The 16,081-nt window shown below is 72.4% G+C and carries 15 protein-coding genes; 4 read left to right on the top strand and 11 right to left on the bottom strand.

From position 1 onward, the window contains the following. Positions 1–11: 11 nt before the first annotated feature. From AB5J87_RS11320 to mce, 7 genes are all read right to left on the bottom strand, one after another. A complete protein-coding gene (locus AB5J87_RS11320; protein WP_369376286.1) occupies positions 12–848 on the bottom strand; it encodes an ABC transporter permease in 837 nt (278 codons plus the stop codon). After that, entirely contained in the window at positions 845–2,062 is a 1,218-nt protein-coding gene (locus AB5J87_RS11315) for an ATP-binding cassette domain-containing protein (protein WP_369376285.1), read from the bottom strand. Before AB5J87_RS11315 ends, AB5J87_RS11320 begins: the two co-directional genes overlap by 4 nt. Positions 2,063–2,251: 189 nt before the next feature. Beyond that, entirely contained in the window at positions 2,252–3,031 is a 780-nt protein-coding gene (locus AB5J87_RS11310) for an ABC transporter permease (protein WP_369376283.1), read from the bottom strand. 1 nt (position 3,032) lies between these two features. Continuing rightward, positions 3,033–4,040 carry an ABC transporter ATP-binding protein gene (locus tag AB5J87_RS11305; protein WP_369376282.1) on the bottom strand — a complete coding sequence of 336 codons (1,008 nt, stop codon included), beginning with the start codon at positions 4,038–4,040 and terminating at the stop codon, positions 3,033–3,035. A 104-nt stretch (positions 4,041–4,144) separates the two neighbouring features. Beyond that, on the bottom strand, positions 4,145–5,083 hold the full coding sequence (locus tag AB5J87_RS11300; protein ID WP_369376280.1) for a cellulose-binding protein: 939 nt from the start codon (positions 5,081–5,083) through the stop codon (positions 4,145–4,147). Between the two features lie 114 nt (positions 5,084–5,197). Continuing rightward, positions 5,198–9,436, bottom strand: coding sequence for a polarized growth protein Scy (scy, locus tag AB5J87_RS11295; protein WP_369376279.1), 4,239 nt, complete (start codon positions 9,434–9,436; stop codon positions 5,198–5,200). A gap of 199 nt (positions 9,437–9,635) precedes the next feature. Next, complete coding sequence (gene mce / locus AB5J87_RS11290) at positions 9,636–10,064, bottom strand: methylmalonyl-CoA epimerase (protein ID WP_369376277.1); 429 nt, start codon at positions 10,062–10,064, stop codon at positions 9,636–9,638. A gap of 136 nt (positions 10,065–10,200) precedes the next feature. On the opposite strand from mce, the gene AB5J87_RS11285 reads away from it, so the two are divergent. Together AB5J87_RS11285 and meaB are read left to right on the top strand one after the other, a co-directional pair. Next, positions 10,201–11,403, top strand: coding sequence for an acetyl-CoA C-acetyltransferase (locus tag AB5J87_RS11285; RefSeq protein ID WP_369376276.1), 1,203 nt, complete (start codon positions 10,201–10,203; stop codon positions 11,401–11,403). 53 nt (positions 11,404–11,456) lie between these two features. Beyond that, positions 11,457–12,413 (top strand): methylmalonyl Co-A mutase-associated GTPase MeaB, encoded by a 957-nt coding sequence (gene meaB / locus AB5J87_RS11280; RefSeq protein ID WP_369376275.1) that lies wholly within the window; start codon positions 11,457–11,459, stop codon positions 12,411–12,413. A gap of 160 nt (positions 12,414–12,573) precedes the next feature. On the opposite strand, the gene AB5J87_RS11275 is transcribed toward meaB, so the two are convergent. From AB5J87_RS11275 to AB5J87_RS11260, 4 genes are all read right to left on the bottom strand, one after another. Further along, positions 12,574–13,050, bottom strand: a complete 477-nt coding sequence (locus tag AB5J87_RS11275) for a MarR family winged helix-turn-helix transcriptional regulator (RefSeq protein WP_369376274.1) — start codon at positions 13,048–13,050, stop codon at positions 12,574–12,576. Positions 13,051–13,185: 135 nt separating this feature from the next. After that, a complete protein-coding gene (locus AB5J87_RS11270; protein ID WP_369383474.1) occupies positions 13,186–13,941 on the bottom strand; it encodes an AIM24 family protein in 756 nt (251 codons plus the stop codon). 38 nt (positions 13,942–13,979) lie between these two features. Continuing rightward, on the bottom strand, positions 13,980–14,630 hold the full coding sequence (locus tag AB5J87_RS11265) for an AIM24 family protein (RefSeq protein WP_369376273.1): 651 nt from the start codon (positions 14,628–14,630) through the stop codon (positions 13,980–13,982). Continuing rightward, complete coding sequence (locus AB5J87_RS11260) at positions 14,630–15,268, bottom strand: AIM24 family protein (protein ID WP_369376272.1); 639 nt, start codon at positions 15,266–15,268, stop codon at positions 14,630–14,632. Before AB5J87_RS11260 ends, AB5J87_RS11265 begins: the two co-directional genes overlap by 1 nt. Positions 15,269–15,436: 168 nt before the next feature. Here AB5J87_RS11260 and AB5J87_RS11255 point away from each other — a divergent pair, with 168 nt between their 5' ends. Further along, positions 15,437–15,781: a DUF3817 domain-containing protein gene (locus tag AB5J87_RS11255; protein WP_369376270.1), complete on the top strand. Its 345-nt coding sequence runs from the start codon at positions 15,437–15,439 to the stop codon at positions 15,779–15,781. After that, entirely contained in the window at positions 15,778–16,071 is a 294-nt protein-coding gene (locus AB5J87_RS11250; protein WP_137993290.1) for an MTH1187 family thiamine-binding protein, read from the top strand. Before AB5J87_RS11255 ends, AB5J87_RS11250 begins: the two co-directional genes overlap by 4 nt. The last annotated feature ends 10 nt before the right edge of the window (positions 16,072–16,081 follow it).

The raw sequence follows: 16,081 nt of genomic DNA, 5'->3' as shown, positions 1-16,081 counted from the left end.
GGGGGGCCGGGTCAGACGTCCCGGCTGTTCAGGGAGGCGAACGCGCCGCCGAGCGCCGCCGCCGTCACGGCCCCCAGGATCAGCAGCGGCGTCCAGCCGGTGGGGCCGGAGTCGCTCACCGAGGCGCCGTAGAAGACGGCCAGCTGGCTCGGGATCGAGTACTCGAACAGGGCCTGGCGCACCGAGTCCAGCGACTGCGCGAACATGAAGAGCGCGAGCACCAGCGGGAGCAGCACCACACCGATCATCACGGTGATGGCGCCCGCCGAGTGCCGGATCAGCGCGCCGATCGCCAGCGAGAGCAGTCCGAGCGTCGAGACGTACAGCGAGACGCCGACGGTCGCCTTGAACATCTCGCCGCCGCCGGGCGTCTCGCCGGTGGTGACCATCCCGCTCTGGAGCAGGGCCACCAGACCGGTCGTCACCAGCAGGATGACGAACGACAGCAGGAAGAAGACGAGCGACTTGGCGGCGAGGATCCGCGCCCGGCTGGGGCAGGCGGTCAGCGTCGTGCGGATCATGCCCGTGCCGTACTCGGAGGCGATGGTCAGCACGCCGAGCGTGATCACGCAGATGGAGCCGAGGAGCACGCCGTAGAAGCCCAGGCTGAGCACCGGGGTGTCCTTCATGTCGGCGCTGGAGGCGTTGACCGCGACGACCGTGAGCAGACCGATGCCGAGCACGAGCACGATCAGCACGCCCAGCGTCCACATGGTGGAGCGGACCGAGCGGATCTTGGTCCACTCGGAGGCGACCGCGTCGCCGAGGGTGGCGGGCCGCACCGGGATCGGCGAGGTGTACGTCCCGAGCGGCGCACCCGGTACGGGCTGCTGGTAGGGGCTGGTCATCGGGCGTCCTCGGGCTTGGTCAGGGAAGGGGCGGGCGGCTGCGCCGGGGGAGCGGCGGGGACGGCCGGGGGCGCGGCCGGGGCGGGCGCGGGCGCCTGCGCGGGCGCGGCGGGGGCCGGGTGCGCCGCCGGGGCCGCGTACGGGCCCGGGGCCGGGGCGTGCGGCGCCTGGCCCGGCGCCGGGGCGTACGGGTTCTGTCCGGGCGGCGGCGGGGCGTACCAGCCCTGCGTCGGCACCTCGGGAATGGCGGGCGGCGGCAGCCGGCCCGGCGCCACGGGCTGCATCAGCCCGGCCTTCTGGTCGCTGGTGGAGCGGTAGTCCACCGCGCCCTGGGTCATCCGCATGTACGCCTCCTCCAGCGACGCCTGGTGCGGCGAGAGCTCCCACAGGCGTACGTCCGCGCCGTGGGCGAGGTCGCTGATGCGCGGCAGCGCGAGGCCGGTCACCCGCAGGGCGCCGTCCGGCTCGGGCAGGACCTGGCCGCCGGCCTCGGTGAGGGCGGCCGTCAGCTTCTCGCGGCCGTCCGCCTCCGGGGTGCGCACGCGCGCGAAGTCGGCGGAGTTGTGCGAGATGAAGTCCTTGACGCTCATGTCGGCCAGCAGCTGGCCGCGGCCGATCACGATGAGGTGGTCGGCGGTCAGCGCCATCTCGCTCATCAGGTGCGAGGAGACGAAGACGGTCCGGCCCTCGGCGGCGAGCCGCTTCATCAGGTTGCGCACCCACAGGATGCCCTCGGGGTCGAGGCCGTTGACCGGCTCGTCGAAGAGCAGCACCTGGGGGTCGCCGAGGAGCGCGGCGGCGATGCCGAGCCGCTGGCCCATGCCGAGCGAGAAGCCCTTGGAGCGCTTGGCCGCGACCTCCTGGAGGCCGACGACACCGAGCACCTCGTCGACCCGGCGGGCCGGGATCCCGGAGAGCTGGGCGAGCGAGAGCAGGTGGTTGCGGGCGCTCCGGCCGCCGTGCACGGCCTTGGCGTCCAGCAGCGCGCCGACCTGGCGGGGCGCGTTGGGGAGCGTGCGGAAGGGGTGGCCGCCGATGGTGACGTGGCCGGCGGTGGGCTGGTCCAGGCCGAGGATCATGCGCATGGTCGTCGACTTGCCGGAGCCGTTGGGCCCCAGGAAGCCGGTGACGGCACCGGGCCGCACCTGGAAGGAAAGGTTGTACACGGCTGTCTTGGCGCCGTAGCGCTTCGTCAGGCCGACTGCCTCGATCATTCTCCAGCCCCATCGACGGTGTGGGTCGTCGGGGCGGTTGGCCGGCCGCTGCGGCCGGGGTGCCCCCGTATGAGTGAGGAGCTTATCCAGGACTTTACGGTTCCGGCGAAGCGAGGAGAGCGCCGATTCGTTACCTCTGGACGGTCACGGCCCTGCGTTCACGCAGGTCAAAGTGGTGTCGCCGAGTGGCTAGGCGTCGCGGTGGCGCAGTACGAGATAGCCTCCGGCGAGCGCCGCGATCACCCACAGTGACATGATCCCCAGGCCCGCCCAGGGCCCGTAGGGCGGCGGCTCGCTGTTCATCGCGTCCGGGACCACCTGCATGATCTTGGATCCGGCCTGGTCGGGGAAGTAGCGGGCCACCTTCTTGGCGCCCGGCACCGCCGACAGGATCTGCGAGACCAGGAAGAAGAACGGCATCAGGATGCCGAGCGAGAGCATCGAGCTGCGCAGCATGGTGGCCACGCCCATCGAGAAGAGCGCGATCAGCGCCATGTAGAGGCCCGCGCCGAAGACCGCCCGCAGCACGTTCGGCTCGCCGATGGAGGTGCGGTGCGGGCCGAGCAGCGCCTGGCCGAGGAAGAACGACAGGAAGCTGGTGGCCATGCCCACCGCCAGCGCCAGCCCGGTGGCCACCGCGAGCTTGGCGAACAGGAAGGTGGCGCGCTTCGGCACGGCGGCGAGCGAGGTGCGGATCATGCCCGAGCTGTACTCGGTGCCGACCACGAGCACGCCGAACACCACCATCGCCAGCTGGCCCAGCACCATCCCGGAGAAGCTGATCAAGGTGGGGTCGAAGGTGGCGCGCTCGGCGGGCTTGAGGTCGTCGAACTGCGACTTCATCAGCGCGCACAGCGCCGCGCTCACCGCGACCGTGACGACGAACGCGCTGACCAGGGTCCAGGAGGTGGAGGAGACCGTACGGATCTTGGTCCACTCGGACCGGAGGACGGCCGGCACGGCAGCCATGTCAGACCTCCTCGTGGGGCGCCGCCGCGCCCTCGGTGCGGGCCCGGTAGCTCGCCCCCCACTCGGGTGCGGCAGGGGTCTGCGGCGGCGGGGCGTAGCCGGTCTCCGAGTGCGCGTGGTACTCCACCGAACCGGCCGTCATCTGCATGAACGCCTCTTCCAGCGAAGCCTGCTGGCCGGAGAGCTCGTGCAGCACGATCTGGTGCTGAGCGGCCAGTTCGCCGAGCTTCTCGATCCGGCCGTTCTCGACCTCCAGCGCGCCGTCGGCGGTCTGGACCACTCCGATCCCGGCCCCGGCCAATACGTCGAGCAGGTGCTCCCACTGGGGGGAGCGGAGCCGTACGAAACTCCGCGAATTCTGCCGGATGAAATCCGCCATCGATGTATCGGCGAGCAGTCGGCCCTGCCCGATAACGATGAGGTGATCCGCCGTCAGCGCCATTTCGCTCATCAGATGAGACGAAACGAAGATCGTTCTGCCCTCCGCGGCCAGCGCTTTCATCAGATTCCGGATCCAGTGAATTCCCTCGGGGTCCAGACCATTGACGGGCTCGTCGAACATCAGGATCTCGGGATCGCCGAGCAGCGCGGAGGCGATTCCCAGCCGCTGCCCCATGCCCAGCGAGAAGCCCTTCGACTTCTTCCTCGCCACGGCCGTCAGACCCACCGTGTCCAGGACCTCCGCCACCCGCTGCTCCGGGATCCGGTTCGACTGGGCCAGGCAGAGCAGGTTGTTGTAGGCGCTGCGACCGCCGTGCATCGACTTGGCGTCGAGCAGCGCGCCGATGTACTTCAGCGGCTCGTCCAGGTCGCGGTAGTGCCGCCCGTCGATGCGCACGGTGCCGTCGGTCGGGTTGTCGAGATCGAGCATCATGCGCATGGTCGTGGACTTGCCGGCGCCGTTCGGGCCCAGGAAGCCGGTCACCACGCCCGGTCTGACCTGGAACGACAGATGGTCGACCGCGATCTTGGAACCGAAGCGCTTGGTGAGGCCCGCTAGCTCGATCATGTCGCCACGCTAAAGGCGGACAAAGCCCCCCGCCACTGGAGTGGCGGGGGGCTCTGGACCGTACGTACGCAGCCCACGGGGGAGAGGCTGCGGCGCCAACGGGACTAGCGGGACTGCTGCGCCGGGACGCCGCGGGAGACCGGCTCGTCGTCGACCGGCGAGCCGGCCGCCGCGACCGCCGCGCCCGTGAGGGTCGCCAGCATCTCGCGGACGTTGGTCAGCTGCGCGTTGATCGAGTCGCGGCGGTTGGTGAGCGCCGCCAGCTCGCGCTCGGATTCCGAACGGATGCGGTCGGCCTTGGCGTTGGCGTCGGCCACGATGTCCTCGGCCTGGCGCTGTGCCGTCTCCACCGTCTGACGGGCCCGGCGCTCCGCGTCCGTACGCAGCTTCTCGGCCTCCAGACGGAGCTGCTCGGCGCGGTGCTCGATCTCGGCGAGACGCTTCTCCGCCTTCGCCTGGCGCGAGGCCAGGTCGCGCTCCGACTGCTCGCGGCGCTTGGCGAGGTTCGTCTCGAAGTCGGCCGCCGCCTGCGCGGCCTTGGCGCGGGTCTCCTCGAAGAGGGCGTCCGCCTCCTCGCGCTTGGACTGCGCGTCCTTCTGCGCCTCGGAACGCAGCGTGGAGGCGTCACCCTTCGCCTTCTCGACGATGCGGACGCCCTCGTCCTCCGCCTTCGCCTTGCGCTCGGCGGCGAACGACTCCGCGTCGTTGCGCACCTGCTGGGCCGCCGACTCGGCCAGCTCGCGGTGCTGTTCGGCGGCCCGGCGGGCCTCCTCGCGCAGGTCCTTCGCCTCTTCCTCGGCGAGACGGAGGATCTTCTCGACCCGCGCGCCGAGTCCGGCGTACGACGGCTCCGCGTCGCTCACCTGGGCCTGGGCGTTCTGCGTTTCGAGGTGGAGCTCCTCGATGCGCTTTTCCAGAGAAGTGATCCGTGCCAGAGCGCTGTCACGGTCGGCGACGAGCTTGGTAATGCGGTCGTCCACCTGACCGCGGTCGTAACCACGCCGCACGAGCTCGAAGCCGAAGGGGGAGGAAGTGTCGCTCATGGGGTTCCTGTCGAATGAGACCGGTGAGGTGATAGGGGGAATCCTAGGGGCCCAGGCGGCGTGTCATCGAGCGTATGCCCGTTTGATCTGGAGAATGTCCAGCCTTTTGAGTGGCTAGCCCTCCGACGACTTGCCACTCGAACGGGTACCCCCGGCCGACGCACCCGCTCTGGCCGCCTCCTTGCCGCCCGCCTTGCCGCCGGAGGACGGAGCCTCGAAAGACTCCAACGCCTCAAGTACGTCCTGGACACGGGAGATCTCCGCATTGATGTCGGCACGGCGCCGGACCAGCACTTCGAGCTCGCGCTTGCCCTCGTCGACCGTGCTCCGCGCCTGCGCCTCCGCGTCGTCGCGCAGCTTCGTCGCCTCGCGGATCAGCTCGGCCTTCTTGGTCTCGGCCTCCTTGAGCAGCGACTCGGCGCGCTTGACCGCGGCGATCCGCACCTTGCTCGCCTCGGAGTTGGCGTCCGACAGCAGCTCCTTGGCCTTCGCCTCGGCCTCCGCCGTCTGCTCGGTCGCCGCCTTCACCAGCTTGTCGACGCGCTCCCCGGCCGTCTTCATCTGCTCGGCGCTCTCGCGCCGGGCCCGCTCGTGCAGTTCCTCGATGTCCGCCTCGGTGCGCGCCCGGACCTCTTCCGTGCGCTCCCTTATGGCGGTCGCGTCGGCGCGCGCCCCGGCCAGCAGCTCGTCCGCGTCCGTACGGGCCTTCTCCACCAGGGAGTTGCCCTCGACGGTCGACTCGGCGACGATCCGCTCGGCCTCCTTGCGGGCCGCGCCCACCATCGTGTCGGCCTGCTCCTCGGCCTGGGTGGCGGCGCGCAGCGCCTCCTCCTGCGCCTTGGCGACCAGGGTGTCGGCCTGCTCGGCCGCGTCCGCACGCCGCTTGGCCGCGGCCGTACGGGCCTCGTCCAGCAGCCGGTCCGCCTCCTCGCGGGCCTCGGTACGGGTCCGCTCCGCGGCCTCCTCGGTCTTGGCGCGGCTCTTCTCCGCCTCGGCCCGGATCCGCTCGGCGGCCTGCTGGGCCGAACCGACGGTCTCGGCGGCCTCGGCGCGCAGCCGCTCCGCCTCCGCGCCCGCGTCGGCCAGCACCTTCTCCGCCTCGGCGCCCGCCTCGGTGATGAGCTGGTCGGCCTGCTCGGCCGCGTCCGAACGGCGCTTGTCGGCCGCCTGGCGCGCCTCGTCGAGCAGCCGCTCCGACTCCGTGCGCGCCTCGGCCACCAGCTCCTCGGCCTGCTCACGGGCGGCGGCCACGGTCTGCTCGGCCTCGCCCGCCGCGGCGGCCAGGGCGGCGCTCGCGTCCGCCCGCGCCTCGGTGGTGACGAGCTCGGCGTAGGTGTCGGCCTCCGAAGTGGTGCGCTCGGCGCGCTCGCCCGCCTCGGCGAGGAGCCGGTCGTGCTCCGACTGGCCCTCGTCGCGCAGCCGCTGGGCCTCGGCGGTGAGGCGCTCGGCGGTCGCCGTCGACTCGGCGGCCAGCCGCTCCGCCTCGGTGGTGGCCTCGGACACCAGCCGCTCCGCCTCGGCGGTGGCCTCGGACACCAGCCGCTCGGCCTCGGCGCCCGACTCGGCGGCCAGCCGCTCCGCCTCCGCGCTCGCCTCGCCGACGAGCCGGTCGGCCTGGCTCGCGGCGTCGCTGCGGATGCGGTTGGCGTCCTCGCGGGCGTCGGCCCGGGTGCGCGCCGCGTCCTGCTCGGAGGAGGCCAGCGCGTCCGACGCGTCCGTGCGCATCCGCTGGGCGTACTCCGAGGCGTCCGAACGCGCCTTCTCCGCCTCGGCCATGGCGTCCGCCACGGTCCGCTCGGCCAGCGCCTTGGCGGCCTCCGCCTCCTCCTGGGCGCGGGCCCGCACCCGGGTGGCGTCCTCGGCGGCGCGCTCGCGCTCGGCGTACGCGTCGGCGCGGACCCGGTCCGCCTCCTCCTGCGCCTCGTTCCTGGTGCGCTCGGCCACGTGCTCGGCCGTCGAGCGCAGCCCGGCGATCTCCTGCTCGGCCTCCTCGCGCAGCCCCGACACCGAGTCCCGCACCTGCTGGGCGGTCTGCTCGGCGGCGGCGACCAGCTCGGTGGCGCGCCGGTCGGCCTCCTCGCCCAGCCGCTGCGCCTCGGCCTGCGCCTGAGCCACCCGCTTGCGGGCGGCGGCCAGCAGCTCCTCGCTCTGCTCACGGGCCTGCGCCCGCTCCGAACCGGCCTCCGCGCGCGCCGACTCCAGCGTCTGGTCGGCCTCCCGGCGGCGGCGCGCGGCCTCCTCCTGGGCGGCGGCGAGCGCCTCGGCGGCCTCGGCGCCCACCCGCTCGGCGGCGGCGGCGGCCTCGGCCCGCATCCGGTCGGCGGTCTCCTGTGCCTCGCCCTTGAGGCGCTCGGCCTCCGCGGCGGCCTCGGACCGCAGCCGTACGGCCGCGCCCTCCGCCTCGGCGCGGGCGGTCGAGGCGTCACCGGCGGCCTCGGTGCGCAGCCGCTCGGCCTCCTGCTCGGCCTGTGCCTGGAGCGTACGGACGCGCTCGGCGGCCTCGGTGCGCAGCCGCTCGGTCTCCTCGGCGGCCTCGCGCCGGATCCGCTCGCTTTCGGCCCGCGCCTCGGTCAGCGCCCGCTCGGCGGAGGCGTGCCGCTGCTCGGCCTCGGTGTGCAGCCGGGCCAGCTCGTCGGCGGCCTCGGCCTGGCGGGCGGCGACGGCCCGCTCGGTCTCCTCGCGCAGCTCGGCCGCGGCCCGCTCGGCGGCGGCCGTGACGGCCCCGGCCTGCTCCTCGGTCTCCTCGCGCAGCCGCTCGGCCTCGGCCCGGGTGCGCTCCAGGGTCTCCTCGGCCTGCTTGCGCAGGGTCGTGGCGCGCTCCATGGCCTCGCCGCGGACCCGCTCCGACTCGGCCCCGGCCGAGGTGCGCAGCTCCTCCGCGTCGGCCTTCGCCTTGGTCAGCAGCTCCTCGGCGGTCCTGGCCGCCTCCTCGATCTGCTGGACGCCCTCGCGGCGCGCCTCGCCCCGGATGCGCTCGCCCTCGGCGACCGCCTCGGCGCGCAGCTGCTCGGCCTCGCCGCGCAGCCGCCGCGCCTCCTCCTGGAGCTCGACCGTCTTGGCCCGGTACTCCTTGGTGTCGTCCTTGGCCGCGCCCTTGAGCTGGTCGGCCTGCTCCTCGGCCTGCGAGCGCAGCCGGTCGGCCTCGGCGTCGGCCTCGCGGCGGATCCGCTCGGCCTCCTCGGACGCCTTGCGGGTGGTCTCCTGGGCGTCCGCGGACGCCTTGGAGAGCATCTCCTCGGCGGAGCGGGCGGCCTTGGCGAGCTGGGCGGCGGTGTCCTCGGCCGCGCTGGTGCGGGCCTTCTCACCGGCCTCGGCGACCAGCCGCTCGGCCTCGGCGCGGGCGTCGGCGAGCGCCTGCTCGGCCTCCGCCTTGAGCGCCTCGGACTCCTTGGTGGCCTCGCCGACCAGACGGGCGATCTCGGTCCTGGCGGTACGGGTGCGCTGCTCGTTGGCGGACTCGGCGCCCGCGAGCTGCTTGGCCGCCGACTCCTTCGCCTCGGCCAGCGCCTTCTCGGCCTCGGCGCGCGCCTCGCGCAGCGCCGACTCGGCCTCCTGCATGCGCTGTTCGGCGGCCCGGCTCAGCTCGGCGGCCTGCTGGCGCGCCCGCTCGGACTCGGCGGTGGTGGAGGAGCGCAGCTGCTCGGCGTGGGCGGTGGCCTCCTGGGCCTGCGCGGAGGCGGCGCCCAGCATCCGCTCGGCGTCCTTGCGGGCGCGCAGCAGGGTCGCCTCGGCCTCGGCGCGGGCCGACTCGGCCTCGGCGCCCAGCCGTTGGCGGGTCTCCTCGGCGACCCGGGCGGCCTCGGTGCGGGCGGCGGCCAGCGCCGCCTCGCTCTCGGCGCGGGACTCCTCCAGCAGCCGGCGGGCCTGCGCCTCGGTGCGGGCGCGCAGCTGCTCGGCCCAGGCCACGTTCTCGTTGACGTGGGACTCGACGGTGGCGCGCCGCTCGGCCAGCTCCTGGTCGAGCCGCTGGCGGCGGGTGACCGCCTCCGTGTGCAGCTCGGCCTGGAGCCTGGCCTGGTGCTCGGCGTGCTCCTGGAGGATGCGCTGGGTCTGGGCGCGGGCGTCGCGCAGCTCGCGCTCGGCGTCGGTACGCAGCTGCTCGGCCTGCATCTGGGCGTTGCGCAGCAGCTGTTCGGCCTGGTAGCCGATGTCCGCGGCGTCGTAGGCAGGGCGGGCCGCGAGGTTGCGGCGCGCCTCGTGCAGCTTGGCGCGCAGCACCTCGACCTGGTAGCCGAGGTCCTCGGCGTGCTGGACGGCCTTCTCCCGCTCGGTCTTCAGCCGGTCCATCTCGGCCTCGAACCGCGAGAGGTGGTCGTCAGGCCGGTGGCTGTCCTGGCGTTCGTAGCCCCGCACTGCGCGGTCCCATCCTTCCCCGAGCTCTCCGAGCAGGGGATACCCCAACCCTGGTCGCGAACACTGCCCGTACGAGCACCGTCCGACGACGGACGGGCCCCCGGTGAATGGTGTCAGATCGACAAGGGGGCGTGGGTCCCAGGCCCCGACCCGACCCCGGCCCGGAAGGGCCCACTGTACCGGCCCGGGAATCCCGGGGTCAGTGCTCGGCCGCCGAGGTGACCAGTTCGGTCAGTACGCCGTGGCAGTCCTTGGGGTGCAGGAACGTGATCCGGGAGCCCATCGAGCCGGTCCGCGGCTCGTCGTAGAGGACCCGGACGCCCTTGTCGCGGACGGCCGCCGCGTCCCCGTCGACGTCGGCGGTGCCGAAGGCGATGTGGTGGACGCCCTCGCCGTTCTTGGCCAGCCACTTCCCGACCGCGGAGTCCTCCCGGGTGGGCTCCAGGAGCTGGAGGTAGGAGGCACCCCCGTCGGACGTATCGTTGATCTTGAGCATGGCCTCGCGTACGCCCTGCTCCTCGTTGATCTCGGAGTGGAACACCTCGAATCCGTACGTCGCACGATAGAACTCGACGGTCTTGTCGAGGTCGAAACAGGCGATCCCGATGTGGTCGATGCGCGTCAGCATGGGACCAGTGCAGCGCCCCGGGAGGTGGTTACGCAACGTGCGCGCGATCACACCGGCACCTTGGTGACGGCCCGCGTACCGCTCAGTACATTCAGGTAAACCCTCGTTCACTCCTCATCCCAAGGGGCCGTGCCTCATGTCTGGAACGACCGGTACCACTTCAGTGATCGTCGCGGGCGCCCGCACGCCCATGGGCCGGCTGCTCGGCTCGCTCAAGTCCTTCTCGGGCGCCGACCTCGGCGGGATCGCCATCAAGGCCGCGCTGGACCGGGCCGGCATCGGCGGCGACCAGGTGCAGTACGTGATCATGGGCCAGGTGCTCCAGGCGGGCGCGGGCCAGATCCCGGCGCGGCAGGCCGCCGTGAAGGCCGGCATCCCGATGAACGTGCCGGCGCTCACCATCAACAAGGTCTGCCTCTCGGGCCTGGACGCGATCGCGCTGGCCGACCAGCTGATCCGCGCCGGTGAGTTCGACGTGGTGGTCGCGGGCGGCCAGGAGTCGATGACCAACGCCCCGCACCTGCTGCCCAAGTCCCGCGAGGGCTACAAGTACGGCGCGATCGAGATGCTCGACGCGATGGCGCACGACGGTCTGACCGACGCCTTCGAGAACATCGCGATGGGCGAGTCCACCGAGAAGCACAACGCGCGCCTGGGCATCCGGCGCCCCGAGCAGGACGAGATCGCCGCGCTCTCCCACCAGCGCGCCGCCGCCGCCCAGAAGAACGGGCTCTTCGAGGCCGAGATCACCCCGGTCGAGATCCCGCAGCGCAAGGGCGAGCCGGTGCTCTTCGCCCAGGACGAGGGCATCCGCGCGGAGACCACCGCCGAGTCGCTGGGCAAGCTGCGCCCGGCGTTCGCCAAGGACGGCACGATCACGGCGGGCACCTCCTCGCAGATCTCCGACGGCGCGGCGGCGGTCGTGGTCATGTCCAGGGCCAAGGCCGAGGAGCTGGGCCTGGAGTGGATCGCGGAGATCGGCGCGCACGGCAACGTGGCGGGCCCGGACAACTCGCTCCAGTCGCAGCCCTCGAACGCGATCAGGCACGCCCTGTCGAAGGAGGGGCTCGGCGTCGACGACCTCGACCTCATCGAGATCAACGAGGCGTTCGCGGCGGTCGCGGTCCAGTCAATGAAGGACCTCGGCGTGTCCCCGGAAAAGGTGAACGTCAACGGTGGCGCCATCGCCCTGGGCCACCCCATCGGCATGTCCGGCGCGCGGGTCGTGCTGCACCTCGCCCTGGAGCTGAAGCGCCGCGGCGGCGGCACCGGCGCGGCGGCCCTGTGCGGCGGCGGCGGCCAGGGCGACGCCCTGATCATCCGCGTCCCCGGCAAGTAGCGGCCCGTCCGCGTACGTACGCACAGATCCGACACGCACTGAACGGAGCGGCAATGGTGGACGTCCCCGAGCTGGTGGCCCGTGCGAGGGAGGGCCGGCCGCGCGCGGTGGCCCGGCTGATCTCGCTGGTCGAGGGGGCGTCCCCGCAACTGCGCGAGGTGATGGCCGAGTTGGCCCCGCTGACCGGCGGGGCGTACGTGGTGGGGCTGACCGGTTCGCCGGGTGTCGGCAAGTCGACTTCCACCTCGGCGCTGGTCACCGCGTACCGCCGGGCCGGGAAGCGGGTCGGGGTGCTCGCCGTCGACCCCTCCTCGCCGTTCTCCGGCGGCGCCCTGCTCGGCGACCGCGTCCGGATGTCCGAGCACGCCTCCGACCCCGGCGTCTACATCCGCTCCATGGCCACCCGGGGCCATCTGGGCGGCCTCGCCTGGTCGGCCCCGCAGGCGATCCGGGTGCTGGACGCGGCGGGCTGCGACGTGATCCTGGTGGAGACGGTGGGCGTGGGCCAGTCCGAGGTGGAGATCGCCTCCCAGGCGGACACCTCGGTGGTGCTGCTGGCGCCCGGCATGGGCGACGGCATCCAGGCGGCCAAGGCCGGGATCCTGGAGATCGGCGACGTGTACGTGGTGAACAAGGCGGACCGGGACGGCGCGGACGCCACGGCCCGGGAGCTCAACCACATGCTGGGGCTCGGCGAGGCGCGCGGCCCGGGCGACTGGCGCCCGCCGATCGTCAAGACGGTGGCGGCCCGCTCCGAGGGCGTCGAGGAGCTCGTGGAGGCGCTGGAGAAGCACCGGGCGTGGATGGAGGAGCACGGGGTGCTGGCCGAGCGGCGGCTCTCGCGGGCGTCCCGCGAGGTGGAGACGATCGCGGTGACCGCCCTGCGGGAGCGGATCGGGGACCTGCGGGGCGACCGCCGCCTCGACGCGCTGGCGTCCCGCATCGTCGGCGGCGAGCTGGACCCCTACGCGGCGGCGGACGAACTGGTCCAGGGCCTGACGGGCGCCTAGCCCCGGCAGGCCAGGGGCTTCGCCCCGTCGCTGCGCGACCGGCCGCCACCGGCCCGCGGGTGAACACATGACGCGGAGTGCGGGGGCGGCCCCGCCCCGGGCCCGGGGCCAGGCCCCGGCGGAGCGGCTGGGGCCCCACGCGCCCCGCAGGGGCAACCCCTCAGAGCTTCCCGCGGTGCCCGCGCAGGTGTTCCGCGACCGGGGTCAGGGAGGCCCGCAGATCCGTCAGGGCGTCGCTCGACAGCAGATCGATGAAGTGCTTGCGCACCGACGCCACGTGGTGCGGCGCCACCTTCTCCATGGTCTCCACCCCCGCGTCCGTCAGCACGGCGAACAGCCCGCGCCGGTCGGACTCGCAGTTCTCCCGCCGCACGAGCCCCGCGTTCTCCATTCGCGTGATCTGGTGCGAGAGGCGGCTCTTGGACTGAAGGGTCGCGGCGGCGAGGTCGCTCATGCGCAGCCGCTGCCCCTCGGCCTCCGAGAGGTTGACCAGGATCTCGTAGTCGTTGTTGGTCAGGCCGAACGGCTGCAGGTCCTTTTCCATCTGGTGCGTCAGCATCCTGTTGACGTCCAGATAGGTACGCCAGGCGCACTGCTCGCTATCGGTCAGCCAGTTGGTGGCCGTCTCGGTCTCCATATGTGGATTCTACCTAAGAAGTTGAATTCTGAACGAAGCCTGGGAGTGTGACGCCCCGCACGCACAGGCACAAGGGTCGTGGTCAGCGCCCGGCAAGGGTGCACGCGTTCGACGTCACACTCCGCAGACTACCGCTCACAGGCCGAAGCGACGCTGGAGGTCACCGAGCTGGCCGGGAAGACGCGGTACCGAACCGCCCGCCCCGCCCGCCCCGGCCGGCGCCCCGCCGCCCGGAACGCCCGGTTCCGCGGGCACTTGCCCCGCTGTCTGCTCCGCCATCAGCACCTCGGTCGACTGGAGCAGCACGGTGCCCGCGCCCACGAACTCGAACTGGTGCTCCTCCCCGGAGGTGCCGCCGAGCCCGGTCAGTGACCGGATTCCGCCCAGCACGCCCGTCATGTAGCCGTGATCGTAGTGGTGGCAGGGCGACGGACAGTCGGCCCAGCCGACCAGCGCCTGCGGGTCCACCCGGATCGGCGGCTCCATGAACACCACCGGACCATTGGACGCCGCCACGAACTTCCCGGTTCCGATCAGCGTGAGGAAACCCGGCACGATCGACTGCTTCAGGGCCAGCGACGGCTGGTAGGCCAGCAGGTTCCCGGCCCGGATCGTCAGATTGCCGTCCTCCAGGTCGTAGCTGTTGACGTCGAAGGCGCGGTCGGCGAGGAGCATCTTGCCGGAGCCCTCGGCCACCACCCAGTCGCTGGCGTGCAGCGGCGAGTGGAAGCTGGTGCGCAGCAGCCGGTCCAGGCGTCCGTGGCCGATGCCGTTGAAGTCGATGCGCCCGTAGTAGGCGATCATCTTGCCCTTCTGCAGGAACCACTGGCTCGACTTGAGCTCCACGCAGAAGGTGTACTTGTTGACGTTGTCGTCGCACGGCAGCGTCATCGGGTCGAAGACCGCCGGGCCGCCCGGCTGCGCGATGCTCACAGCTTCTCCTCGGATGCCTGGACGTACACCGCGCCGCTGCCGGACAGTTCGAGCTGGAACGCCTCGCCCGAGCCCCGCCCGACCATGTCCCGCCAGCCCAGCGCCGTGGACAGCTTGTTGCGCACGTCGCCGTGGTGGGCCACGTACGCCTGCGGGTCGACGTGGACCGGGCGCTGCGGGGCGATCGGCAGCTCGACGACCCCGCCGTGCGCCATCACCGCGACCGCGCCGTGCCCCTTGAGCGTGGTGGTGAACAGGCCCTGGCCGGTCACCTGGCCCCGCACCATGCCCATCACGCCGCCCTGCGAGCCCATGAACATCGTGCCCTGCTGGAGCGTGCCGTCGAAGGCGAGCAGCCGGTCCGCCTCCACGTACAGGGTGTCCCCGGCGAGGTTGATCACCTGGATGTGGTGGCCGCCGTGGCCGAACATCACCGTGCCGCTGCCCTCGACCGTCATCAGGGGGGTGGCCTCGTTGGCCACCCGACGCCCGATCATCGACATGATGCCGCCCTGGCCGCCCTGGATGTTGGGCGTGAAGGACACCTCGCCCTTGTACGCGAGCATCGCGCCGCGCTGGCTGAACATCTTCTGGCCGGGGGCCACGGTGGCCTCGACCATCTTGGAGTTGATCTCCCGGAAGGGCATCAGATCTCCCCGCCGATCGTGTTGCGCTCGCTGGGCTGCACGTACACCAGGCCCTCGCCCTCGAAGCGGATCTGGAACGCCTCGCCCGAGCCCTCGCCCAGGAACGTGCGGAACGTCACCCCCGACTGGAAGTGCTGCTGCAGGCTGCCCTGGTGGGCGATGTAGGCGCCCGGGTCGACCGAGAGCGGGTACTGGGCGCTCACCCGCAGCACCACGGCCGGGCCGTCCGACATGATCGCCGCCTGGCCGTGGCCCTCGACGGTGGTCGTGAACAGGCCGTTGCCCTGGGTCGCGCCGCGCAGCCCGGTGAAGGTGGTGCCGGTGCGCAGGCCAGCGTCGGTGGCGAGCAGATTGCTGGCCTCGACGTAGAGCTTGTCGCCCTGGAGCGAGACGAGGTTGATCTCGGAGGCCCGGTCCGCGAAGTAGCAGGTGCCGTTGCCCTTCACCTCCATCACGGTCATGGACTCGCCGGTGAGGCGGCGGGTCACCATGCCGCGGATGCCCTCACCGCCGCCGGACATCTTCTTGAAGGCCATCTGGCCGTCGTAGGCGACCATCGAGCCGTTCTTCGCCTTGACGGCGTCCCCGGTCATGTCGACGGCCAGCACTTTGCTGCCTTGGAGTCGGAACGTTGCCACGGGCTGACGTTAGCGGCACCGGCTCCGCCCCGGCCAGGCCCCTGGCGCCCCGTCCGCCGCCCCCGACCCCGGACGGGATCACCGCACCGGCGGTGTCAGAATGGGGGAACGTTTGTGCTCGCGTTCACAAGCAACCGCCCAGTGACCCCTCCCACCGAAGGTGCCCCCGTGGACATCAAGACCGCATCCGCGTTCCACCGACTCCGGCTGGTCTCGGCCCCCGAGGCAGTCTCCTTCCTGCTGCTGCTCGTCTGCTCGGTGCTCAAGCGCACGACCGACGTCAACGCCGTCCCGGTGATGGGTGCGATCCACGGCATCCTCTTCATCCTCTACGTGATCTTCTGGGCGGACGCCTGGAACAAGGCCAAGTGGCCGGTGAAGACGGCCGCCCTCTTCTTCGTGCTCTCCGTGCTGCCGTTCGGCGGCTTCGTGGCCGAGCGCAAGCTCAAGCGCGAGGCCGAGGACGCCCTGATCGCCGCCCGCGCCCGCAAGGAAGGCGTGGTCGGAGCGTGATCGTCGCCTTCTCGGTCACCCCGCTGGGCGTCGGCGAGGACGTGGGGGAGTACGTCGCGGACGCCGTGCGCGTCGTGCGCGAGTCCGGTCTGCCGAACCGGACCGACGCCATGTTCACCTCCGTCGAAGGCGAGTGGGACGAGGTGATGGACGTGGTCAAGCGGGCCGTCGCCGCCGTGGAGGCCCGCGCCCCGCGCGTCTCGCTGGTCCTCAAGGCCGACGTCCGCCCGGGCGTCACCGACGGCCTCACCTCCAAGGTGGAGACGGTCGAGCGCCACCTCTCCGCCTGACTCCTCGTCG

The organism is Streptomyces sp. cg36 (assembly GCF_041080675.1).
Lineage (GTDB): Bacteria > Actinomycetota > Actinomycetes > Streptomycetales > Streptomycetaceae > Streptomyces.
This window is presented reverse-complemented; position numbering and strand designations above follow the sequence as displayed.